This window comes from Arachidicoccus rhizosphaerae, assembly GCF_900107765.1.
GTDB lineage: Bacteria > Bacteroidota > Bacteroidia > Chitinophagales > Chitinophagaceae > Arachidicoccus > Arachidicoccus rhizosphaerae.
In genome coordinates this window covers 129404-152838 of the sequence record NZ_FNQY01000002.1, presented here as the reverse complement: position 1 = coordinate 152838, position 23435 = coordinate 129404, and the positions used below count along the sequence as shown (strand labels likewise).

The 23435-nt window shown below is 42.3% G+C and carries 31 protein-coding genes; 25 read left to right on the top strand and 6 right to left on the bottom strand.

Going from position 1 to position 23435, the window contains the following annotated elements; genetic code table 11:
• The first annotated feature begins 9 nt into the window (after positions 1–9).
• The 25 genes from BLU80_RS02975 (at position 10) to BLU80_RS02850 (ending at position 20673) form a co-directional block, all read left to right on the top strand.
• Positions 10–1419: a phage portal protein gene (locus BLU80_RS02975; RefSeq protein WP_091393148.1), complete on the top strand. Its 1410-nt coding sequence runs from the start codon at positions 10–12 to the stop codon at positions 1417–1419.
• Positions 1367–2161: a phage minor head protein gene (locus tag BLU80_RS02970; RefSeq protein ID WP_091393144.1), complete on the top strand. Its 795-nt coding sequence runs from the start codon at positions 1367–1369 to the stop codon at positions 2159–2161. The genes BLU80_RS02975 and BLU80_RS02970 overlap by 53 nt, the downstream gene beginning before the upstream one ends.
• Positions 2162–2248: 87 nt before the next feature.
• Positions 2249–3451, top strand: a complete 1203-nt coding sequence (locus BLU80_RS02965) for a glycosyltransferase domain-containing protein (protein WP_091393141.1) — start codon at positions 2249–2251, stop codon at positions 3449–3451.
• A 206-nt stretch (positions 3452–3657) separates the two neighbouring features.
• Positions 3658–3966, top strand: a complete 309-nt coding sequence (locus BLU80_RS02955; RefSeq protein ID WP_091393136.1) for a hypothetical protein — start codon at positions 3658–3660, stop codon at positions 3964–3966.
• 98 nt (positions 3967–4064) lie between these two features.
• Positions 4065–4283 (top strand): hypothetical protein, encoded by a 219-nt coding sequence (locus BLU80_RS02950; RefSeq protein WP_091393132.1) that lies wholly within the window; start codon positions 4065–4067, stop codon positions 4281–4283.
• Between the two features lie 16 nt (positions 4284–4299).
• A complete protein-coding gene (locus BLU80_RS02945; RefSeq protein WP_091393127.1) occupies positions 4300–4764 on the top strand; it encodes a coiled-coil domain-containing protein in 465 nt (154 codons plus the stop codon).
• A complete protein-coding gene (locus BLU80_RS02940) occupies positions 4761–5036 on the top strand; it encodes a hypothetical protein (RefSeq protein ID WP_091393124.1) in 276 nt (91 codons plus the stop codon). The genes BLU80_RS02945 and BLU80_RS02940 overlap by 4 nt, the downstream gene beginning before the upstream one ends.
• Positions 5033–5332 (top strand): hypothetical protein, encoded by a 300-nt coding sequence (locus tag BLU80_RS02935; protein ID WP_091393122.1) that lies wholly within the window; start codon positions 5033–5035, stop codon positions 5330–5332. The genes BLU80_RS02940 and BLU80_RS02935 overlap by 4 nt, the downstream gene beginning before the upstream one ends.
• A 163-nt stretch (positions 5333–5495) precedes the next feature.
• On the top strand, positions 5496–6179 hold the full coding sequence (locus BLU80_RS02930; protein ID WP_091393119.1) for an HK97 family phage prohead protease: 684 nt from the start codon (positions 5496–5498) through the stop codon (positions 6177–6179).
• Between the two features lie 2 nt (positions 6180–6181).
• The gene (locus BLU80_RS02925; RefSeq protein ID WP_091393116.1) at positions 6182–7444 is read left to right on the top strand and encodes a phage major capsid protein; all 1263 of its coding nucleotides are present in this window, start codon (positions 6182–6184) and stop codon (positions 7442–7444) included.
• 61 nt (positions 7445–7505) lie between these two features.
• Positions 7506–8012, top strand: a complete 507-nt coding sequence (locus tag BLU80_RS02920; protein WP_091393115.1) for a head-tail connector protein — start codon at positions 7506–7508, stop codon at positions 8010–8012.
• Positions 8013–8124: 112 nt separating this feature from the next.
• The gene (locus tag BLU80_RS02915; protein WP_091393112.1) at positions 8125–8457 is read left to right on the top strand and encodes a hypothetical protein; all 333 of its coding nucleotides are present in this window, start codon (positions 8125–8127) and stop codon (positions 8455–8457) included.
• The gene (locus tag BLU80_RS02910; protein ID WP_091393111.1) at positions 8454–9083 is read left to right on the top strand and encodes a hypothetical protein; all 630 of its coding nucleotides are present in this window, start codon (positions 8454–8456) and stop codon (positions 9081–9083) included. The genes BLU80_RS02915 and BLU80_RS02910 overlap by 4 nt, the downstream gene beginning before the upstream one ends.
• Positions 9080–9532: a hypothetical protein gene (locus BLU80_RS02905; RefSeq protein ID WP_091393107.1), complete on the top strand. Its 453-nt coding sequence runs from the start codon at positions 9080–9082 to the stop codon at positions 9530–9532. Before BLU80_RS02910 ends, BLU80_RS02905 begins: the two co-directional genes overlap by 4 nt.
• A complete protein-coding gene (locus BLU80_RS02900; RefSeq protein WP_091393104.1) occupies positions 9525–9980 on the top strand; it encodes a phage tail tube protein in 456 nt (151 codons plus the stop codon). The genes BLU80_RS02905 and BLU80_RS02900 overlap by 8 nt, the downstream gene beginning before the upstream one ends.
• A 2-nt stretch (positions 9981–9982) precedes the next feature.
• Positions 9983–10363: a hypothetical protein gene (locus BLU80_RS02895; RefSeq protein WP_091393101.1), complete on the top strand. Its 381-nt coding sequence runs from the start codon at positions 9983–9985 to the stop codon at positions 10361–10363.
• Positions 10364–10440: 77 nt separating this feature from the next.
• Positions 10441–10671: a hypothetical protein gene (locus tag BLU80_RS02890; RefSeq protein ID WP_139188069.1), complete on the top strand. Its 231-nt coding sequence runs from the start codon at positions 10441–10443 to the stop codon at positions 10669–10671.
• Between the two features lie 4 nt (positions 10672–10675).
• Entirely contained in the window at positions 10676–13129 is a 2454-nt protein-coding gene (locus BLU80_RS02885) for a hypothetical protein (protein ID WP_091393094.1), read from the top strand.
• Entirely contained in the window at positions 13129–15102 is a 1974-nt protein-coding gene (locus BLU80_RS02880) for a hypothetical protein (protein WP_091393090.1), read from the top strand. Before BLU80_RS02885 ends, BLU80_RS02880 begins: the two co-directional genes overlap by 1 nt.
• Positions 15102–15641 carry a phage tail tube protein gene (locus BLU80_RS02875; protein WP_091393086.1) on the top strand — a complete coding sequence of 180 codons (540 nt, stop codon included), beginning with the start codon at positions 15102–15104 and terminating at the stop codon, positions 15639–15641. Before BLU80_RS02880 ends, BLU80_RS02875 begins: the two co-directional genes overlap by 1 nt.
• Before the next feature lie 3 nt (positions 15642–15644).
• Positions 15645–18593, top strand: coding sequence for a sialidase family protein (locus BLU80_RS02870; protein ID WP_091393083.1), 2949 nt, complete (start codon positions 15645–15647; stop codon positions 18591–18593).
• Positions 18594–18661: 68 nt separating this feature from the next.
• Positions 18662–19051 (top strand): hypothetical protein, encoded by a 390-nt coding sequence (locus BLU80_RS02865; RefSeq protein ID WP_091393080.1) that lies wholly within the window; start codon positions 18662–18664, stop codon positions 19049–19051.
• Positions 19038–19520, top strand: a complete 483-nt coding sequence (locus BLU80_RS02860) for a hypothetical protein (RefSeq protein WP_091393076.1) — start codon at positions 19038–19040, stop codon at positions 19518–19520. The genes BLU80_RS02865 and BLU80_RS02860 overlap by 14 nt, the downstream gene beginning before the upstream one ends.
• Positions 19517–20122, top strand: a complete 606-nt coding sequence (locus BLU80_RS02855) for a hypothetical protein (RefSeq protein WP_091393072.1) — start codon at positions 19517–19519, stop codon at positions 20120–20122. The genes BLU80_RS02860 and BLU80_RS02855 overlap by 4 nt, the downstream gene beginning before the upstream one ends.
• Entirely contained in the window at positions 20122–20673 is a 552-nt protein-coding gene (locus tag BLU80_RS02850) for a glycoside hydrolase family 108 protein (RefSeq protein WP_091393068.1), read from the top strand. The genes BLU80_RS02855 and BLU80_RS02850 overlap by 1 nt, the downstream gene beginning before the upstream one ends.
• Positions 20674–20781: 108 nt before the next feature.
• Here BLU80_RS02850 and BLU80_RS02845 read toward each other — a convergent pair whose 3' ends face one another.
• From BLU80_RS02845 to BLU80_RS02815, 6 genes are all read right to left on the bottom strand, one after another.
• Positions 20782–21162 carry a hypothetical protein gene (locus BLU80_RS02845; RefSeq protein ID WP_091393064.1) on the bottom strand — a complete coding sequence of 127 codons (381 nt, stop codon included), beginning with the start codon at positions 21160–21162 and terminating at the stop codon, positions 20782–20784.
• Between the two features lie 51 nt (positions 21163–21213).
• Positions 21214–21633, bottom strand: coding sequence for a DUF7336 domain-containing protein (locus BLU80_RS02840; RefSeq protein ID WP_091393060.1), 420 nt, complete (start codon positions 21631–21633; stop codon positions 21214–21216).
• Positions 21630–21866 (bottom strand): hypothetical protein, encoded by a 237-nt coding sequence (locus tag BLU80_RS02835; RefSeq protein ID WP_091393057.1) that lies wholly within the window; start codon positions 21864–21866, stop codon positions 21630–21632. The genes BLU80_RS02840 and BLU80_RS02835 overlap by 4 nt, the downstream gene beginning before the upstream one ends.
• The gene (locus BLU80_RS02830) at positions 21863–22090 is read right to left on the bottom strand and encodes a hypothetical protein (RefSeq protein WP_091393053.1); all 228 of its coding nucleotides are present in this window, start codon (positions 22088–22090) and stop codon (positions 21863–21865) included. The genes BLU80_RS02835 and BLU80_RS02830 overlap by 4 nt, the downstream gene beginning before the upstream one ends.
• Positions 22091–22093: 3 nt before the next feature.
• Entirely contained in the window at positions 22094–22585 is a 492-nt protein-coding gene (locus BLU80_RS02825) for a hypothetical protein (RefSeq protein ID WP_091393049.1), read from the bottom strand.
• A gap of 307 nt (positions 22586–22892) precedes the next feature.
• Positions 22893–23189: a hypothetical protein gene (locus BLU80_RS02815; RefSeq protein WP_139188068.1), complete on the bottom strand. Its 297-nt coding sequence runs from the start codon at positions 23187–23189 to the stop codon at positions 22893–22895.
• Between the last annotated feature and the right edge of the window lie 246 nt (positions 23190–23435).

Genomic DNA, 23435 nt, shown 5'->3' with positions numbered 1-23435 from the left:
TGAAATAAAATGAATAAATTTTTAAGTAAGCTGGGGTCGATTATAGGTCTGGACCGGACAAACAGCCTATCCAATTCAATTATGATTGGCCTGTACACGTTCGATATGGATTGCTTTAAGCTGATTGAGGAAGTGTATAAGCTAAATGCTGATGCCTTCACCTGTATCGACTGGATAGCCCAGAAAGTATCAGAAGCGCCCCTTACCCTATACCACAAGATCCCCGGCAAGGAAAAGCAATGGCAGAACTTTCAACGGCTCAGGAAGTCACACGACAGCAGAGACCACGTCAAAGCGGCCCGGATGGTCGGTAGTGAGGTTGAGGAAATACCGGAACATGAACTATTAACTATCCTGAATAAGCGGCCAAACAAGACCATGACGGGATCTTTATTCATGAAGGGGCTTACCATCAACTTACTGACGATGGGCAACGGCTTCGCAGTAGGTATTGCGCCCCCAACATCACCGGGTAAGTTCAAAGAGATATACTTGCAGGATCCCCGTAAGATGCGACCGGTTGCCGCTTCTCAATTAGGCGAGGTGAAGGGATGGAAATTTACCTTACTGCTCGAAAAGACCATTCCGGTTGAGGATGTTCTACACGTCAGGTACTTTAATCCAGACTTTACCACTGAGAATCCCTACATCATGGGTATGTCTCCCTTTACGGCTGCAGCAATGCAGATAGATTCGAGCAACAAGGGCGCTAATGCGCTGTCTCGTGCATTTGATAACGGTGGTGCAATGGGTATGTTATCTCCGGCGAACGGGTCTAAGATAACACCAGAGCAAATGCAGGAACTGCAAAAGAATGTCAACCAACGAATAAAAGGTGTCGAGAATTATAAATCTATTGTTGCGGCGTCTGCCCCTATGGATTGGCTAGAATTCGGGCAATCAATCGTAGACCTCAATGTGGTGGAAGCCGGTCTAAATTCAAGCCGCAAAATAGCGAATGTCGTACACCTGAAAAGCGAGGTCGTACTAAACGATAAAGAAGGGTCTACATACAACAACATGAAGGAAGCCAGAAAGGCATGTATCACTGATGGTGTTTTCCCTGTTCAGACCATGATTGAGGACTGCCTGACCGAATGGTTAGTACCCGGATGGTTTAATGATGATTCATGGTATATCGCCTTTGACAGATCCGTTTATCCCGAATGCCAGCCAGACATGACAGAAAAGGTTAAATGGCTTAAGGATGCATGGTGGATTAACCCCAACGAAAAGAGAAAAGAAATGGACTTTGCAACAGACGGAGACCCCAACATGGATAAGATTTACGCCCCCGCCAATTTAAAACCAATCGAGGACTTAAGTTTAGATGTTACCGGGATCGGATTTGATACAGAAATAGACGATGGACAAGACGAAAATAATCAAGGAGCTGGAGTACCTGACGAAGAAAACTGAGCTTAAGGGCTTTAATATCTTTTATCCGGTACTCAAAAAGCAATATAAGGATGTGGCAAGCTTTGTCCGTCAGCACGGGTTAGAGAATACCGTCCAGGCCTTGCCTATGCTTATACAGGCGGATGAGATGCAAAAGGCTATGATCCAGTTTTACTCAGAAGCAGGGCTTATTCATGCTAAATGGCAGTACCGCAAATTATATGAGGGCTACAAGTCACTAGGCGGCAGTATAGCCAAATTTGCCCGGTCCTGGCTCAAAGACCTCCAGATGTATGTTTATTACAACCTGGGCAATATGATTCAGGATATCAACCAAAACACCCTGAATGTCATAAAAAAAGAACTTAACCGGTATATTCAGGAGGGTTATGGAGCAGAGAAGGCGGCCCGGCTCATGGATAAGGAACTGGCAGGGGAGTTAGGCAAGCGCAGGGCTTTGCTTATTACCCGCACAGAAGGGACCAGGGCGGCCAGCAAGGGTCATAAATTAGCTAGTGAATCGTGGTCAAAAGAAACCGGCTCCAGACAGTATAAGCAATGGATTCCCATAATAGACAACAGAACAAGGCCGGACCATAAAGACATGGACGAGCAACCGCCTATTCCGGCAGAAGAAAAGTTTAATGTCGGCGGCAACGGAATGGACGCCCCAGGTGACCCCAATGCCCCGATTGAAGAGACGGCTAATTGTAGGTGCAGGGCGGTTTATCTGTCTGAAAGGATGTTAAACAGGCAGCTGTAAAGATTAGTAACAAATAGTACCCAATAAATTATTAATGTTTATAAAATCATAAATACGGTGCGTGCTAATAGTTAGGTTTGTATAAATATGAAAACAGCCCTTTATACAGTAAATGTTGGCGGATATGATAATCCGATTCCTTTAAACCCTGCATACGTTCAGGGAATTGATTGCTTTATGTTCACGGATGATGTAAATATGACGTGTAAGGGCTGGCAGATGGTGGTAATACCGCAATCACTTGATGAAACGGGAAACCCAATAGATCCGGTCCTGATTCAGCGAAAATTAAAAATAATCATCCCTGACGCCCTCAAAGATTACGACACCGTAATTTACATTGACGCCAACGTTGATATAATCCGACCAGCCAGTACTTATCTCCGTTGCCACAAAGGCGGAATAAGCCTAAAAAAGCATCCTAAAAGGAATTGCGTGTACCAGGAAGGATTTGCCTGTATTGAAAAGAAAAAAGCAGATCCCGAACTACTCAAGGGGCAAATGAAAGTTGCATTAGATATGGGCATTCAACCCGGAGCCGGAATGTACGAGACAAATGTTATTATCCGGAGCAATACGGGGGAAGTCAATAGAATTTGCTCTATCTGGTGGGCTCTGATAACAAAAGGCTCTCATAGAGATCAGATGAGCATCGTACAGGCCAGGGAGATATCCGGCATAAGAATAGATGCCATACCGTACAGTTACTACCAACAGAATTTCAGAACGCACCCGCACATTAACCGGGAGCCGGTAATCATTCACTACATACAGCCATATTCCATCAATAAACAGTTCGGGCAGGCAATCAATCAGGCTATTGAAAGGCTGAATGCTGATTCAAACGACTGGATTGTATTAATGGATTACGACGCCATGTTCTTAACGCCAGACTATGGCAGGCATATTTCTGAACTTATTATAAGGAATCGGGATAAGTACGACCTGATAGGCTGCATGACTAACAGAATCAGAGCAGAACACCAGAAAGTAAAAGGGATGTTCGAGGAATACGATATCAGGAAGCATGCAAGCCTGGCTAAGGACCTGGAAGATAAATACTGGGCGCAGGTCGAACCAACAACGGGAGTAGCGGGATTTTGCATGATGTTCCCTAAAAAAGTATGGGATAAGGCTAAGTTTAAAGATTCCATCAAGTTTGACACAGAATTCAACAACGACGTCCGAAAGAATGGCGGCAAAATAGGTTTAGCAAAAGGACTTTACATGTTCCATTGTTACCGGATTCTTTCTGATGATCCCATTAATGAAACGTCACATTTAAAATGAAGCACATGAAAAAAAGCTCCTTAATGAAAGTTTTAGCCTATATCTTGGTAGTGGTAGGTGGATTCACGATGGGACACATATCAAGAGGCCTTAGTATATCAGATTGTATACTAGGTTGTATAAGTTTTTTATTGGCTTTTATCGGCGGAGTAATCCTTGTTGCGTCGCTAGTGGAAAAGCATTTTTTCGAAGATTAAATGAAGTACATGCTAAACATTCTCATCATAACCGTACTGGCACTGGTTGTAATAGCAGACGGGGTGCGGTTGCGCAGGCCCAAAGATCTGGATAGAAAAGGTGGGCCACATTATAAGGTAGATATGAGCAGCAATCATATTAACTACTTTCTACATGGCATGCCACACCCTGGCAAAGTTGATACAGAAACGCCTAGGGCTTTTATTGGAGTTGAGGCAGAATATTTAAACAGCCAGATACTTAGGGATAAAGAGGTTATAATAAATGAAGTAACCGCAGAAATTGTAGCCTTTTACAACGTAACTGGTATAAATTAATTAACGGCAGATCAGATTGATAGGTTTATCCAAATTGCTATTAAGGAGTTGAGAGAATCGGATATGGAATTATTTAACCACAAACCCAAATTATAGACATGAAATTATTATTCAAGATAGTATTATATGCGTCAATGGGAGGCATTATCGGTGCTTCTATAGGTAATTTTTTGATTGTTCCTGCTTTACATTATTGGATAGACAAACATAAAGATAAAGCCCATTTAGACGGAAAGGCGGCGTATGTTGATGGTCGGAAGTATATTCTTAAATGCAGTATAGGCCAAGTTTATAGCCTTGATTCAACAAAATTTTAAACCTAAATTATAAACCATGACAACAATTTTGATTACAGCGCTCTTGTGTATTATTTTCTTTTTTCTGGGGGCTTATGCTGAATTCAGGGCATACATTAAGGAAAAGCGGTCATTGAAGGAGAGTCTCGAATCTGAATCAAGGCTGAAAAAATCTTTCAAAAAGAGATACTACGATATGATGGATAGCCGGGATGATCATCAAAAGAAAATGATAAGCGCGAATTCATCCATCACAGTAATTCAATACGAAAACAATAATTTAAAGGAGAAAATCAAAGACCTAAACAATCAATTGAAGGGGCTTTCTGATAGCAGGGACATGTATTTTAAAATAATAAGAAATGCGGAAGATGATGTAAAGCAGCGGGCATCCCGCATCAGAGAGCTTGAAGCCGCCCTGGCAAGAGCAGAGGGGCTGAATAGAGCCTTTGCTGGTGGCGGGATTACAACCAAATTAAACAGTAAAGACGTAAGGCTATGAGCGGAGGAAGTTACAATTATCTATGCGACCAAGATGTTTGTTATCCGGGATATGGAGACATAAAAGATATGATAGCTCGCTTGAAACAGTTGGGTGGCGAAAAGCCCGCAAAGGACGCAAAAAAGGCTATTAATATGCTTCGCAAAGCAGAGGATATATTAGGCAAGCTATCGCCTGTTTTTAAATCAGTAGAATGGTATGATAGCAACGATTGGGGAATAGACAGCGTAAAAGAAGCTATTTCAGAATACAACAAAATTAACCACCCATGACCCACATACAGCAACCAACAGAAAACAATAGCATAGAGGTAAAGGGAAATCATGTGACCTATGTGTCACCATTTATTACCAGGGCGGAACTGGCCGAGTACAGGCGGTGTACATGCATGTCTATCATTAGGCGTGTTAAAAAGGGAATGATAAAGGAGTCCAGGGAGGACGGATCTATTTTGTACCACGTAAAGGAGAATAATATTAAACTCACTCCTAAGCAAGTATTGAGGTTGCAGGGTAAACTAAGAAATGAAGATGCACCCGAAGAAAGGTTTAAGTTTTTAGATGATTGATGTTGATTTTGGCAGGTTTTAGCCCCTCTTTTTTATAATCGAGGGGCTTTTTTATGTCCATATGAAAATTAATGTTTGCTATCGTTACGATTGTTAGCTATCGTTCAAAACCCTTTACTGGTAAGCCTTTCAGCGTATTTACTTTTGTGTAAAGCACTGAAAAATGAAGTGGAACCAGAAAGATTTTTCAATATCCGTTAAGGGAATCGACGAGAAAAAAGGCGTCGTAGAAGCTTATGCAAATGTTTACAATAACGTTGATTATGCTTCTGATATTTCCGCTCCCGGATCCTTCACCAAAACAGTTGCTGACAATAGAAAAAAGATACGTGTACTTAAAGATCACTTCTGGGATATCAAGCTAGGCGTTCCCTTAGAGATTAACGCTGCTGACCCCATCGGGTTATTTACGGTTACTCAATTCAATCTGAATAAGCAGGTATCGCATGACATGTTCACTGATATAATGCTTGAGCAGGAAAAGGGTCAGGATTCCGACTTATCCATCGGTTACGATGTGGTAAAGAGAGACCAGAAGGACCGCCGGATCATCACGGAGTATAAGCTACACGAATACTCTTTTCTCACCTTTTTAGGGGCCAATCCTCTTGCCGTGGTGCAGGACGCCAAATCCCTTCAATCACTCACAGACAATCAGATCACAGCTCACATGAAAGAGCTGGTTATGATGTATAACGCCAAATACTCGGACGGTAGGTTAAAGCAGATTGAAGCTGCTTTAAAAGCACTTGACGCCAAGGAGCCGGTTAATTCCACTTCTGACCAAGCCGCTCAGCTGAAAGCATGGTGTGATAAACAATCCATTACAAACTTTTTAAACCATTAATCATGGCAGAAGAATTATCAATCGAAAAACAGCTGGAGAATGTAACCGAGAAGGTGAAATCCTTCGCTACGGAAAGCATGGCAGCCAAGGCTAAAGAAGTCTTTGAGGCCGAGAAGAAAGCTCTTACCGATCAGGTAGAAGCCCTGAAAACAAAAGTAGGCGAAAACGAGACCAAGTCCGCTACTGAAAAAACCGATTTGGAAACTAAGCTAACAAAGCTAAACAAGGACATTGAGGACCTGGGCGTTAAGTTCGCTAAATCCGAAATGTTCGGCGGCGGCTCTGAAAAAGGCCAGAATTTCAATACGCTGGTAAAATCAGCCTTGAAAGAAAACAAAGGTAAATTATCCCAGATCAAAGCAGGTAGCGTTAATGATTTCCGCATGGATATCAAAGCGGCCGGTGATGAAAACATGGAGTTTACCAATTTCGCAGATGATACCTATGCAGACCTGACTACTGAACGTAGAGGATTGTATCAGGCGCCATTTGCTCCTATCTGGCTAAGAACCCTATTCCCTAACTCCACCACTACCAGTGATTCTATTCGCTATCTGAAAGAAGATGGCGGACTGGGCGCAGTTGGTCCGTGGGATGGATCTGGTGAAATCGCAGACCGTCCAGAAAAACCTGGCGTATCTTACAAGTTCACCAAAGAGACCGAAAACATTGAATGGATTGCCGGTATTACCCGTATTCCACGTGAAATGTTTGACGATATCCCTTGGCTATACGCTTACATCACACAGCAGTTAACCACTGGCAAACGTGGCCTTTTCGTGGCAGAAAACACCTTTATCACCAACAAGCTGAATGCAAATGCAACGGCATATGACGGCGATAAGACAATCCCGGTAGAAATGTTATACGATGCAGGTTTCGGTCAGCTTCGTGACAACTATTTCAATCCTTCCGCATTCTTGATGAATCACAGGGATGTTATCAACCTGATTGCCTTTAACAAGGCTAACGGTTCCGGTGAATATGACCTGCCAAACGGTACGGTTTCCATCATCGGCGGACAGCTGTACTTGTCTGGTGTACCTGTTATCGGTGCGCCCAATGTGGCTAAAGGATCTGCCCTGGCATTCGACAGAAGCGCCATTCAGTTCATTAGCCGCATGAGTCCTGAAATCAGGATGTCATACGAGGAAAGAGACAACTTCATTAAGAACTTAATCACGGTCCGTGCTGAGGAAAGAATCGGTATGTTGGTTACTGATACCCAGGCCATCGTTAAAGTAACTTTTGACGAGACTACCTAACAAAATGGGGGCTACGGCCCCCTTATTTTAATTATGTACAGCAAGACCTATCATACAAAAGATGTTAAGCCGATATACAAAAACAAAGGAGCCGATCGTGACCTACGAGGTAAAGACGCCAAATCAAAACCCCGTAGTAAGTCTGGAGGATCTGAAAAGGCATTGCCTGGTAGATTTCCCGGACGATGACGAGTTAATAGAAGATCTGGGCCGGGCAGCCGAAGAGTTCGCCGAAATAGAAACAGGATTTGGTATTGGACTAAAAACGATTACGGTTTATTCCGATGGCAACGGCGAGGGATGGCTTCCTTTAACTCCGGTAATTGACGGTGATATTGAAAAAATAGGCGCCAACAGGTTTAAAGCCACAAAGAACGAAAACCCGGGAATTGACATGGAGGTAGGGTTTGATTCAAGCACTCTTCCATACGGTTTAAAACTGGCTATTTGTAAGATGGTGGCTCAGGCTTACTGGAAAAGAGAAGATCAGTCGATTGATAGCCTTCATGAGGTGATTTTTAATTCCGGTGACTTGCTGGCAAAATTCAGACGGAGGGTGTTGTTATGATCTACCTAGCGCTAAAGGACACTATTTTTTGCGGAAAGCCTGTTAAGAAGGGAGAAAAAATAAACACCGTTTGCTGGAACTGCATTAAAGACCTGGTTAAAAACAAAGAAGTATGCAAGCTGGATCAGGATATAAAAAAATCACATTCAAAATCTTAATTCCTGGAGATCCGGACGGAACCGGCGGTACTATACCAGGAACCGGAGGTGAACAGGAGGTTTTGACTACCCGGTGTTCGTATGAGCAGGAAAGGTCACAGATTGTACTACAGGCAATGCAGTTCGGAACAAACGATGTATTCAAGGTTATTATAAGGAAAAGAGCCTCTTTTATCCCCCAGGCATTAATACACAAAGCATACATCGATTCAGAAGAATATGTAATACAGCAGGTTTTAGAGGTCGGGTTAAGAGATTATAAGTTATACCTAACGAGACGGCGATGAAGAAAGGCGGATTTAAAGGGATGCCGGATTTGATTCTAAATATCAAAAAGATCCCAAAAGAATTGGAGCAATCAGTTAAAGAGCTGGTTGAAGATACCGCGCAGGGCGTTGTAAGGGATGCTGTAAATAACGTAAGGGCGAACGGGTCTACCAATTATGGCACCTTGATGCAAAGAATAACGGCAATACCCAAAAAGAACGGGCTAAGCCAGGATGTATTTGTAGGTGTTGAATACGCCCCGTCGGTCGAATGGGGAACCAAGGGTCAGGTGAGGGTTGATTACGGATTAGAAGCATACGCCAGCCAATTTAAAGGAAAGCCAACGGGTACATGGGAAGAGTTTTTGGCGTCTGTTCTGGACTGGGTTAAAAAGAAAGGCATAACCGGTGTGTATTCGGTAAAGACCAGAAAAAGGTTAACGGGTAAAAAGTACAACAACGACGCCGAGGATGAAAGGGTGGCTTATTTGATTGCCAGATCGATTTATCTGCACGGGATAAAACCCAAGCCTTTTTTCTTTCCTGCATGGTTTAAGAACACCAAAGATTTTGAAAAGGAGTTAAACAAGATACTCAGAAATACGCTATTAAAAAGGATTGGTGGATGGTTTAAAGATAGATTATGATAGATGCTGATTACAAATTAAGGACAGAATATTACAGGCTACTTAACGGGAATGTTAAGTATCTCTCTAATAACGTCCCTGTATTTGACGATTACGCTAATATATCTACTCCCGCTCCCTACGTAGTTATAGCTGGAATAAACGGGAATGACGGTACCGATAAGGTGCATTTCGGGCATAATCTGACGGTTACCGTTGATATAGTAACTGAATTCGATAAAGGGTCAACAGATAGCAGGTATCAATGCGATATGATTTCTGGGGAAGTGACAAAAATATTGCTGCCAAAAGTGGCATGCGGATCAAACTTTAATCTATTCCCTGATTTCCAAAGCATTTCAGCAAAGAGGGTTAATTCCCAGTCATTAACAGAAGAAAGCGACACAAAAAAAGTTTATAGAAAAGTAATTCAAATTTCACACACCATTAAACAATTGAGCGATGGATGAAGAAGTATACATTGACGGCGACACCGTTGTAACGTCAATTAAAAGAGCCGGTGATACTGGATATACGGTTGTAGGATGCTCCACTGGAGATAATTTCAATGTATCCCGTACCACTACCAAAACAGCCAATAAGTGTAATTATGGATGGAGCAGCACCTCTAAAGGGTCAGCAACATGGGAGGTTACCCAAACAGGCGAGGCTATTATCGTAGATGAAGAAGGCAACCCAGCACCATCCCGGTTTAGCTTCCAGCAGCTTTTGAAACTATCTATTACGGGCGAAATCTTCTCCGTCAAGATGGCTAACGAAGACGGAAGCATTTACCGTGAAGGTAATTGCAGACTGACGTCCTACCAGGAGGCCGCACCCGTTGACGGGCATATGACCTATAACGCCACTTTCGAGGGCATAGGTGAACCCATTGTAGAAAACCCCGAAACAACCTAAGTATGAAAATTAAAATCGGCAAAAAAGAAGCGGTACTCAGTTTTGGTATGATATGCTGGGAGCAGGTGCAGGCATATCTGCTGCAAGAGTCTGCTGTTAGCGAAGGATTGAGTGACGAACAAAAGGTAAAGCGCAATCGTACCGCTAACAGCAGAAATATATCCAATCTCATCATGGCAGCAATAGCTAATGAGGAAGAGATAACCGGCCAGGAACAGGGTTTCACGTATGATGAGGTTTTCAGGTGGGTTATTTCATCAGGTGTAACAGAGGAGGGGTATAAAGCCATGCGCAAAGTAGACGAAGCCCTGTCAAATATGTTTGTGTACAAGGAGTTTATTAAGACAGCCGACAATATCAAAAAAAAAGCGATGATCCCATAGGAACCGCAAGGAGGTGTTTTTTAGGCGAAATGGGGATGTCGTGGGCTGACTATATAAGAATGCCGTATAACGCCGCTATGGCAGCATGGGAGGGCTATCAACTGAGGGTGCAAAAAACCTTAGATGCTAATTTCAGACAATTGGGATGGCTTATAATGAACTCCTTTGCGGACCCCAAAAAAATACCCAAAAGCCCGCAAAGCTGGTGGCATCTTGACATAGACGATATATGTAAGCCTGACCGAATAAATGGCGGACGCAAGCTAACACCCGAACAGTTAAAAAGGTTTCTGATGAAAATGAACTGATATTATGGCCGACAATAGAATAAGTGCAGATTTAGAGGTTAATGTCACCGGTGTAACCGCCGGTGCTAGTAAGGCTGTCAGTTCATTACAGGCTATTCAGGCTGAAATGGTCAAAACACAGAAAGCTATTGGCGAGGCTACAGACGGCACATCTGTAGACAGGCTAAGTGCGAAGCTGGCTAACCTGCAAAGAAACTTCAATGTATTGAGCGGTAAGGGTGGTGTATCCGGGATAGCCGCTCCTATCAAGGATGCCGCTACAGCAACAGAAGGTCTGACTCAAGGCATGACTAATGTCGGCAACGGGTCTAAGGCGCTATCACAGCTGATGAATAGAAATCTTCACGGTGTTGCGGAGCTTTTTATATCTCCCGGACGTGCAGCGCTGATACTTGCCAATGACTTACCACAACTAATAAACAGATATAGAGAGCTTTCGGCAGCAAATAAAGAAATCGCAGCTAGCGGAGGCAAGGCGGCATCGTCCGCCTCGATATTAAAAGCAGCTTTTGATCCGCTCAATCTTGCTATAGGATTGGGCATTGCCGTTCTTATCAAGTACGGCGGGGAAATTTACAACTGGGCAACCGGTGCGGAAGAAGCGAAGAAAAAAGCCGAAGCTCTAAAAAAAGAACAGGAAAGCCTTGATAGTGCATTCAAAAGGGGCGCAAGTTCTGTTACCGATAATATAGCTACTGTAAGGGCGCTAGTTGCCGCAATGACAGACGAGAGCGTGGCGCAAGATGTAAGATTAAGCAAGTATAATCAGCTTATAACTCTATATCCCCAATTGGCTAAAAACCTGGACGGTCAAAAGGATAAAATCAGATCTCTGGCTGATGTTATAAACCACGATTTAATCCCGGCTCTAAGGAATCAGGCTATTGCTGAGGGATTCGCAGCTCAGGCGCAACAACAGGCATCTAAAGAGGCTGAACTGATAGCGCAGCAGCCGGAATTGTTCAGAAAGGCAGTAGCAGCCAAAAAAGAATATCTGAAAGCTGGCGGAACAGGTGATAATGTGCAGGATGTGTACAATTACTTTAATGGGAAAACCGACAAAGACCTACACCTCCTTAAAAAGGCATCAGATGATGCCACGAAGGCATATTCAGACAATGTAAAAGAGGCGAAAAAGATGGAGCTTGGCATAGACGGTCTTTTTAAGTCTCAAATTAAGTATCGAAATGAAGTAGACAAATCTATATTAGGCTCACAGACTTACAAGCAAAAATTAGAGGAACAGTTAAAAGAAGCAAGGGCGGTAAGGGATAATATAGAAGACTCTTCATCTCCTGCATTCCAGAAGCAACAAAAAATAATCGATGGCCTTAATGACAAGCTAAAGGTATATAACGACCGGGTGGCAAATACTCCAAAAGCTAAAAAAACAGACACAGAAAAGCTATCTGATGAGCTTGATAAAATATCCAGGTCAAAAGAGGACCTAGACAGGCAATTTCAGGGCGGCGTTATTGATAATATTGAATACTCTACTAAACAGGTGTCATTATTATCAAACGCAATATCAACCCTGCATATAAGATTTAAGCAGCCTTTTGACTCCACGGCTATTAAGGACCTGCAAAAGCAATTATACATTGCTCAATCTACAGTGCCTGTAAGTCTTATATCATTTAAGGGCAACCCAGAGGCAAAGAATTTAAGCGAACAGATGGCCGCGGTATATAAAGACGCGAACGAGTTGGCTATAAAAGAATACAGACAGTATAAATCAGGTAAGGGTGGAGACATAGCGGATTTACTTGGTACCGACAAAGCAAATTTAGTGCAGCAGTTGCGTCAGGTAGGCGTTAATTCTGTCATGAGCCAACATATTAAAGTACCCGTCAGCCTTGACGTGCCGGAAGCGGATCTAAAAAAAGCACTCGACGAATACAGGGAACGATTAGATAACCTTTCCACCGCCGCAACAGAAATCACAAAAGAACTGGGCATAAACCTGGTAGAAAGCGTTGGGCAGGCGCTAGGGTCCGGCGACTGGAAAGGATTGGGCGCAGAATTCCTTGCAGGTCTTGGTAACGCCATAGAAAGCTTTGGTAAGGAGCTGGTAGCTCAGGCGACTGTATTTGCTACACTAAAAGAAGCGTTTGAAGCAGCAATTAAAAGCATAAATCCCTGGGCGGCGGTAGGCATTGGCGTAGCAATGATAGCGGTAGGCGCAGCGTTGCAGTCTTTCGCGCATAAAGGTCTTGGCGGCGCTTCTGGCGGTAGTTCTTCGGTAGGCTCTAATATAACCCCGCAAAATAATTTCTACGCTCCATCCAGCCCGTCTTATTCAGGAACATCAGCGTCTTACAGCGGCGGCGACAGTGTATCTGGAGGACTAGCCAATCAGATAAAAGAAATACCCGTTAACGTAACCGTAGACGGTAAAATAGAAAATAATGTAATTCGCCTGGCCAATATAAAGGCGCAAAACGATTACGACAGATAATGTATAATATTAAATATAAAATATCCTTTAATGACATGCTGGGCGCAGCGTGTATAGTCGATATATTTCTGTCTGACTACGAAGGTGATGTTATAGATTTAATAGGCGCTGAGTCTCCTGTAAGTATTTCTGCCCAGGGAGACGAAAGCAACCCGTTTGACCCAATCAGAGCAACAAAAGCCACTGTGAATATCATAAGTGACGAAAACAGTCAACTGTTTGTCCAGGATATGCAGGTCATTGACGATACCACAATGGGTATAAGGATTTCGGTAGCGGGTATAGACAGATTCTGGGGATTTGTGGTACCCGACCAGGTGGCAAGGAGCTTTGGTACATTCAAAACAGAAATAAGCATTACCGCTCAGGATTTCTTCTCTCAAATGAAAGGAACGAATGTATATGCATCCTCTACGCAATTATTATTCGGACAGCAAACATTAGGCCCTTACATTAAAAAGCAGTTAACGTCCGGAACGTCGGGATTAACGGACTTGACGTATAACATAATCGCCCCCTACACATTAGACCCATCGGCGCCGGAATTAACAGGAGTAGAATTTCTGGATCAAATAGCCGCAACGGCAGAGGGGTTTAATACCAGCGAAGGGAGGCCAGATACCGCTTATAATATTGCGGAAAAAATAATATCCTCACTATCGGCTTATTGTTTTATTGACGGATCAGAGGTTAATATAATCTGCCCATCCGATAGAGATCTATCTGTTTTCAAGACGCTCTATTTTAAGACATCCGACACCCAATCTGAATTTCTGATTGCCGACGATGAGCAAATATCATCCCTTCGTGGAGCAAAGGAGGTTAGCGCATATATCAGTTTTAATACAGAAAACGGACTATTAAAAAATCCATTCTTTTTAGGTTGGACTCCGGGTCCGCCGTACATGTACCCGTGGAGTCCGCTTGAGTGGGATTATGTCGGCTCAGGTGGCTACGAGATAGAAAGAGTAGGCAATAACCAGAGAACAGAAAGCAATTCCGGTGCGCTCGTTTCGGCAACTTGGAATGCATCTACGGACTACGGTCTTCAATCTTTTGGTACGTGGCAAGAGATAAAAGTATATAAAGGGTGGTCATACAAAGTAACCTACAATTTAGTTTATGCCGATTATAGCGGATGGGGAAGCTCTACAGATGAACCGCCAGCGCTAGGATTCTCCGGCATTATGAAATTTACTGATTTAACAGGTAAGACATACGATATAGGCACGTCAAATGGAGGGAATAATTGGTTTTTTGGCGGAACATATAACCCAATATGGATGCAGCTGCAGTCAACAAATAAAGCCCAGAGCATATCAGTAGATATACCCGCCATGCCAAATGAAGGCACCCTTAGAATACCTATTTATTCTGTTTGCTTATCTAAGGCTGATTTCGGGATAACATCCGCAAATGTAAAAGAAAGAACTGGGGTTATTTATAAAAGTGTTGTATTAAGTACCAGTATCGCTGATAGCGGGGAGACAAATTATTTAAGCCAAAGCAAAAACTTTTCCCTAAAAAAGGATAAACAGCAGGTTTACATGGATTGCGGATTACAAGAATCTGTCTCAGGTGCTTTATTCAACAGCATAGATTTTACGCAATCTGGCACAGGGACGCTTATTCCGTCCGGCTCTCTTATGCCTACTGAAGGAATTTACAAGGATGATGGAATTCCAAGGTCTTTAACTCATTACGTTGTCAGAAATTATATGTCGCTGTACCGGTCCGCTCAAACGCATGTCTTGTTTTCTGTTCTGTCAAACACTATACGATTTGGCGACCTTTTAAAATTCGACCAGGACGCATTACCGAACGTGTATATGCAGCTTGTGAATAAATACAAAGTGAAAGAGTGCGAACAGTCTATTACGGCAATTGAATTAAACCCGGTCTTTTTGCCTGATCAGACGGCGGATGACCCGGATTCAGAAAATGATCTTTACGAACACTATAATACAGCATAATGGATGATAATTATTTGATAGGCAGCAGATTTATGCTTTACGGAAGTAAGGAGGGCGCCATGCAAAAAATGTGTGGCAGCCAGAATTTCAATTTGACTACAGCAGCAGAGGTTAAAAAGGCCACAAAACCGCCAAATACCTTCTGGGCTAGCAATTATTATGGGGAATTGTCTTATACGCTTACAGCAACAGGTATATGCAACCTGAGTGATAGTTTCACCCATCGGGATATAATGAATTTGCAAATTAACAGACAGCCAATGTTTTGGGTAGGCAAAGATCTTGATAATCATGATGAGTTTTACGCAGGTCATGTTATAGTGAACTCCGTTTCCTTGGATAAGAATTACGACAATGTACAGATGTATTCCATTTCTTGTACCGGAGACGGCGGGTTGATCACAACCAACCCCTACGAAATACACCTATTCCAGACAGGAATAAACGACCCTAAATCAGTTTTAGGGGTTATGGATCAAGGAAAATTAGCACTAGTAATTAAATATGTAACAGGTGGATTACCACCAATTAAAGATTAAAATATGGCAACTGAAATAACATTACAGCCAGGGGATAAAATTGTAGTAGACCAGTGGGATGCAGATTTCCCCGTAAAAGAAACGCCAAGCTCAAATGACACCATTCTCGGCTATGACAGCCAGTCAGGAAGTCCTATAAGCATAAGGCTGGAAACCTTACAAGCTAATTCCGCTACCAACATCCTAGGCGTAGCGCATCCAACGGATTCTCCTACAGGAACAGAAGCAAACGGGCAGGGGTATGATGTGAGCAATACCAGCGGAGCGGAACAGACGTTTACGAACTTCCTCGACAGTAACGGTGATCCGATCGCACTTCCCGACGGCAAAAGCGGCGTTATCAGAAAAAGCGGCGGAAGCTGGGAGTTTGTGCCAAACGCTAACTCAACCAAAATTGTAAATTCCCTCGATAGCACAGATAGTGAAGCTGCTTTAGGCGCTGACCAAGGACCCTTGTTAACAAGAAAAAACGAAGATTTCACTCCGCAAGTAAACCTTGACGTAAAAAGTAGCCATAAGGGATATGACATAGTATCTCTAGCTCCAGATGACTTAACAGTGTCTGGGTCAGCAATAAAATTTGCGACCGGTGAAATTGTGTCACAAGCTGATTCGTCTGCTTTAGACTTTTATGAGCTGCCCGTAAATTGGGATAGTATAGACTGGTATCAACAAGCATCAGCATTTTATGGTTTGGCTTTATACGATTTATCAAAAGTATTCATTTCTCCTGCTGCAACCGATGGTACAGTGGGCATGAAATCTGTTACAAAAACCCAATACCCAAATGCGGTGTATGTTCGGTTTAGCTTCAACAAAACAGCAGCAGATTCATATAATTTCAAATTGAATATTAAAACCAGAGTTGACCTATCCAAGAACTACTATATGGTTCAGGATATGTTTGATAACAACACCTATGACAAAACAAAGGTCGCTGGTAAGTTGCGTAAGATGGTTTATAGTTCAGAGGTGCTTTCTCAAAATGGAAAAACTGTTACATCAAGTGGGGCAATTGCTGCAAATGCTTTGTTCAGTTGTTCGGTATTCCTTAACATATCCGGATTTGACACTATAAGGGCAATGATTCCTTATAGCTCCTTTACGGGAATAGCGTTATATGATGCTAGCCTGACGCTATTAAAATACGTTACTGGGGATTCAAATCTGCGTAAAAGAACATTTACCGAAGTAAAGGCAACTGACTATCCCACCGCAGTTTATGCAGTGATGAGCGAAGTAACTTCACGGAAAAATGATTTTGAATGTCATATTTATTACCCGGTTGTTTCCTACCAGGATGGCATAAATACGGAAGATGCTATCCATAGGGCTAATGGCTATGCCGTTGCCAGAATTGGATACACGACGGAACAATTTAGTTTAGCCGGTTTCTATAAAATCGACGGAACTCTAAATACATCATTTCCTAATTACAGAAGCACCCCAATAATTGCTTTACCCAGCGGCTGGAGCAAAATTAAATATTCTACTTTTCCATCATCATCGTCTGGAGTAATATTTTGGGACGCAAATATGAACGTAATAGGCATGGCGTCCATGCCGAGCAATGTAAATTATATGGAGTCTTTCATTTCAAGAGAAAGTTTCCCGACCGCAAAATATTATGGGTATTCCTGGAATGACACATTTCCCCCTCTGAACTTCAGAATTTTAAGCATCGGAGATACTGGAGCATCTTCTTCCGGGTCTTTGACTTCTGGGCAGGAGACAAGAATCGCAAATAGTAAAATGGATAGCCTAGCGACTTTTAACACCGCAAATCCTTCCACGCCCATCAGCTCTGAAATTGTATTTGCAGCCGACGATATTCCAGGGAAATCATATATACGCATTCCTACAGCCATCCTTACAAATAACAGCACTCTTTTAGTCGCTGCTGAATACAGAACAGATGCACAGGGAGGAGGAGATTTAGGAGAATTTGACGTATTTATTAAAAGAAAGGTTTCCGGCGGTTCTGGCTACGATGTAATACCGGTATTCCCTTACGATTCCTCAACTTATGGTAGGGCCATGAATCCTTCATTTGTGGTAGACAGGACTGGGGCGCACGGGGTTGTTGGTCGAATATATATGCATGTAATGACTATTCTTGACCCTACTAAAACGGCAAATGTATCTCCAAAAGCAGAATCCGACCATTTATATATCTATTCTGACGATGATGGCGTAACCTGGAGTTCACCAGTTTCACTAAAATCAAAATGGGCAGCATCTGGGTATAATTTGATAGGTGTTGCTCCTAACAATGGTATTCAGACCGATGACGGCACATTTTATCTCCCATGTATGGCCGCAATAGGTTCCGGGAATTGGGAAGCCGGCCTGTTATACAAAACACCTACAGGAGACTGGACTTATTCAGGTCTTACACCTCGTACTGGAGATAGTGAATGTGTTGTTACTGAGTTCAATGGTGATATATTATTATCCTGCCGGTTTGATGGCGGATCATATTTACATTCGGTCTATAAATTCAATATCTCAACGAATAGTTTTGTCAGCCACTCGACTGATAGAACGTTTAATGGGTACCTACCATGTAAGTTCGATATTGAACGGATAACAGTTAATGGTAAAACAATTTACCTAAAAGCATTCTGCGATAAATCAGACGTTAATGCTCCAGATCCAAACAATTCCCGTTATAATTTAACGCTATGGGCATCAACAGATATGCTCAAATGGGTGCGCGTATATGTAATTGATTTGAATAGAGGTTACGGATATGCAGAACTCACCTGCTACAACAATAAATTAATAGTGGCATATGAGACCATTGTCAGCACAAAGCTTGTTATTGGAATGCAAGATCTGTCACCACTATTGACCGATAAAATATATAACGCTGTTACTTATCAGATTAATAGAACCTCAATGGAGTTAGTTAATGAGTTGATTTATAGAAAGAACTTTAATTCCTATTAATCCGGCGCCTGCTCCGGTGGCCGCTTTAAACCTAACACTTATGCCCTAACCAACACAATATAACATGAATGGAAAAACTACAATGGCTATTCGAGGTTTTCAAAAAAAGCAAGGCATTCTTTATTGTGCTGATGTTGGGGGCTGCATTGTGGTTACTCGTAAAGTTCGTTATCCCTGCCATTTACAACGGCGGGGAAGCGGCCAAAAAGGCGCAAATTGAGTTATTGACCAACGACCTTGTTACCTGCCGAAATTCAGGCGCAATGAAGGATATAAAGATAGATTCCCTGCAAGGAGTAATCAATAAAATGACCTCCGACCGCCTAAAGGAAAGTTTAGAGCGTGAAAAAGCCGAACGGGAACGAAGAAAAAAGTATGAGGATGCAATGATGACCGTTAACCAGACAAAAAAAACTATTGATAACCTTAATAAAAAAGTTCAAAATGAAATACAGTAATCTAAAGATACCCGGGCTGCTTTTAGGTATAGTATTCTGTTTTCAGCCCCACCTGAGCAGCACAGGACAGGGAACTAAAGAGACCATTAAAAAAGCGGTGGATTCGTTAAGAACGGATTCTGTTTTAAAAGCCGTTGATTCGGTTAACTGTGTGGCGGATTCGCTGGCTGAATTAAACGCCCGTGTTGTCTCTAATCTGGAAAACGTGGCTAATGACTTGCCGGGCAAAGTAAAAGCCCTGAAAAACAACGTTGATAAGCTGATTAATAAACAGCCAGACACAGTGGCCGTGGTGAAAGTAAAAACCAAATACATCCCTGTTCCCGACAAAGCGGATTATTGGAAGCGGCAAAGAGAGTATACGGACTCACTGGCACAGGCTAAAAGGGATTCGATTGATAAGGCATGGAAAGAAAGGGGGTTTATCAGGAAATTATTTGGAATCAGGCCTAAAAAGAGTAAGAAATGAGAAAGTTAAGAGATGGCATAGGATGGTGTATTATGGCCTTAATGGTGCTGACCAGCTGCAGCACCTTGAAAAAAGACCAGAATCATCTGGCGCAGATACAGGGCAGGAACCCGCAACTATTTGCCGGGGCGTGTGCTGAAAAGTTCCCGGTAACAGCAAAAGAGGGTAAAACAGACACCGTGTACAGGCAGGCAAACAATCCTGACCTTACAGATAGCCTGAACGGATTACGGCAATCATATTTTGACCTATACCAGCAGTACGAAAATGCCCTTATTGCTGCTTCCGGCGACACTTCATGTCAGAACATCATCAAGGGGTTAAAAGATCAGTTAGATGCATACCGAAAAAAGATTGAGCAGCTACAAAGAAACTATAAGCCATGCGCCCCGGACACAATACGGCTCGAAAAGACAGACACCGTGCCAGATCTTGCCGCTATCGCTGTCAGGGATGGGCAAATTTCAAAGATAACCGCCGACCGGGATAACTGGCAGGCCAAAGCAGAAAAGCGGGGGAAATGGATTATATGGCTTATTGTGGCGCTTATCCTTTCTCTGGGCTGGAATTTCAGAAAATTAATCTTTAAAATGTTTGTGTGATGACCTACAACGAAATTTTTCAGCAGCTAGTAGTAGAAACAGAAGGCTTTTACTCAAATGACAAAAACGACCCGGGCGGAGAAACTGTTTTCGGCCTAACCAGGGTTGCGGACCCCGATTGGCAGGGATGGGCAATTGTAAATCAATACCGTACAAAGTCTGGCTTCCCTAAAAACCTTCCCTATGACGTACTTAGGGCAATGGCAGCGCCGTACTACAAGGCAAAATACTGGGACTATGCTCAATTGGATAAGCTCCCTGAATCGGTGGCCTACGAAGTATTTGACCAGTCCGTAAATATGGGCAAAGGTAGGGCTATTCGTAATTTACAAATCGCTCTGAACATCTTAAACCATCAAGGCAAGGATTACCCCGATCTTATTGAAGATGGCATATTTGGGCCTAATACGATGAACGCTGTACTGAAAAATAAAAACCCCGAAGCGGTTGCAAAATACATGAACTCGTTTCAGGGTGAATATTATAAGGATCTGGCTAAAAAGAATCCTAAGTTTGAGGATTTTACGAATGGGTGGGGCAAACGTTTATAATTCCTTATCTTTGATTGCTGTTCGGCCTTAGTACGACTATGCCTGGGCGGCTCGAAACAAACTCTCAAAGTCACATGAGTAAGCCCACTACGCAAATAGGGGGCTTTTTTAATCTGGCGTATCATCCCCTACCTCATATTCATCAATTTCCAGATAGCAGTATTTTGTATCATGACTGGTCAGTTCCTCAACAAGATCATGGCCGCCAATTTTAGCTTCATCATCCGTCCACAGATACCCGGTATGTTCTGAATATGCTACGCCGTGGCTATAATCTGTACTCCCGTATAATTGCTTTATATGAGTTTTTAGCAAATCATTATACGGCATCTCTTTGTCGGCAATCCAGTACCTTGCAGATACAATTCTGCCGTTCAGGTTGTCTTCAAAGTATTCAGAAAGAGAATTGTCACCAATTGTAAGATAATCCCCTTCGCAAAATACCTTATCCTCCGCCTTTATTATTCCTTTTAATATATGCCTTTTCATGATGTGAATTTATGTAATTTCTGGTTAAGGGTACCCTATTTCAGGGTGACCTTATTTCTCATTCCATCTACCTTCTGCCAATACCCTTATCCTGCGTTCATTGGCTATCTTTATGGCATGTTTTTCATCTTTGGCCCAAACGGTGTTGCGTATTCTTGCATTATGGCTATAGTCGTTGCCAAAGAATTTTTTTTCGTCAATATATGCCTTTCCCACATAGTCTCTGTAATCTCCATAATCTGTGTTTGATTTTTCTGCTTTGGCGTTATTCCCGTCCTTATCAATGAAAACGACAAAACAGGTATTTCCATTTTGGATCTCTTCATTAAGGTTATCGGATTCATATTCCTCGATACTTGGCTCATCAAACGAATATGCTCTAATAAACTTTTCTGCGTTTTCTTTAGTGGTAAATACGCCTCTGATGCTATAATCTGAATAACACCCGTCTGTTACAATGTATATTTTCATTTTTGCTCTTTTAAAAGGCTTTTTAACTTGTTAATCTCTTTTGTTGCTTCTGTATGTTCCCGGAGTGCTGCTAAGTATTTTTTGTTGTCCTGATGGTCAACGCTCATGTAGTGTATGCACTCCCGGGATGCTGCTGTTGCTTTGTCCTGTAATTCAAGTATTTGTGCCTTTATATGCTCCTGCTCGTAATGCTGTTGTGCCAGTTCGCCTATTGCTTGTTCTTGTTCGGTCATTTCCCCTCCTGTTTATTGTATTCATTAATAAGGGCATCGGCTTCTCTCATCGCTACCCTTGCCCTGTCTTCTGGGTCTTGGTATCCGTAATTAGTATCGGTAAGGAGCGCCGCATGGAATCTGGCTGCTATCTCCAGTTTGATTGGTACGCCTGTGCTGATACTAATGTCAGTATCTCCATATTCTGTACATGGAAATACGGGGTCGTTTGGGTTTACTGTCATTGCTTATAATTTAGGGTTATCGAAAACGCTACCTATCTTTTCGGCGGAGTCTCTGGCGATAATAGCCTCCTCAATGGTTTTAAATGACTTAATATAAATTTGCATTCCAGCAACGGATGCATACGACTCATACGTTCCGCTTTTTGATATGCAGATATTTCTCTCACCGCTTTTATTCGTTACTCTTAGTCTCCTTTTATTCTTTTGACAATTAGTTCTATGAGTTACAAACTGGCAATTATTTGGGGCATAGTCCCCATTTACATCAATACGATCTATTTCTAGACCTTTTTTGTAGCCATTATTTAAAGCCCAATCGAAAAACGATTTTGGATTAAGCCTCCACTCTTCACATACTTTTATACCCCTTCCACCATAGTATTTGAAATTACCTTTACTTTTTATCTCGCACCTAGCTATCATGCCACCCCATATATTGTATAATGGGTGATTGCGCATTCCGTGCTTTGTTTGATTGTGTGTTAATATTTTCATCGTTATAAATATTTATAAGTTAATTAAATCTCCTGTTACCCATTGTCCGTTGTCTAGGCGTTTTGCCCTGAATTTTATTTGTCTCATTGGTATCCGTATTTTTTTGGGTGTTTGTAATATTGAATAATCTTTGCGGCTTCTCTGTATCCGTTACGGATAGGTCGAACTTTTACAGATCGGTTTAGTTTCCCTCTTAATGGATATGCCCCTGCATTTGGCCTTTCTTTGCTGCAAAGTCTCATACTAAACGCCTGAATAATGTAAGTTGGTTTGAATACGTCGCAAGCCTTGGTGTATTTTCCTATCATCATTTCTCTAGTTCTTTTATTTGGTTACGTAATTCCTTTACCTTTTTCAAACTTTCTTCAAGTAAAAAGCCCCTTACAATTGATATGTCCAAAAACCCTATCAACTCCTTTTGCGCCTGAACGAGGGAGCGGAGCTTATTAACCTCATCTTCATGGATATACTCTTGGTCGTACTCGTCGATATCGGAATCGGCCCATGTTACGCCCGTCAATTCTCCAAAATCAGTATCGAGAAAATCAGTATCGTCTCTGAACTCACCCAATTGTAGGTATATTTTCTTTGGTAAATTTTTCATTTTCTGGATTTATGGGTTTGTATACATATCCTATTTGCTTTGCACCAACTCGGGTACATAAAAACACAGGCTCCATGTATAGGTGTTGAATTAGCAAACTGCTTTTATTATTGTTGAAAAATGGAAGCCCGTAATCCTTTTCGTTATAGTATCGGCTTTCTTGGAACGAAACGAATATAAAATCAGTTTCAACGTTCTCTATTTTTCCGACACCATAAATAGGGCTGTACACAGTCATTCCCACTT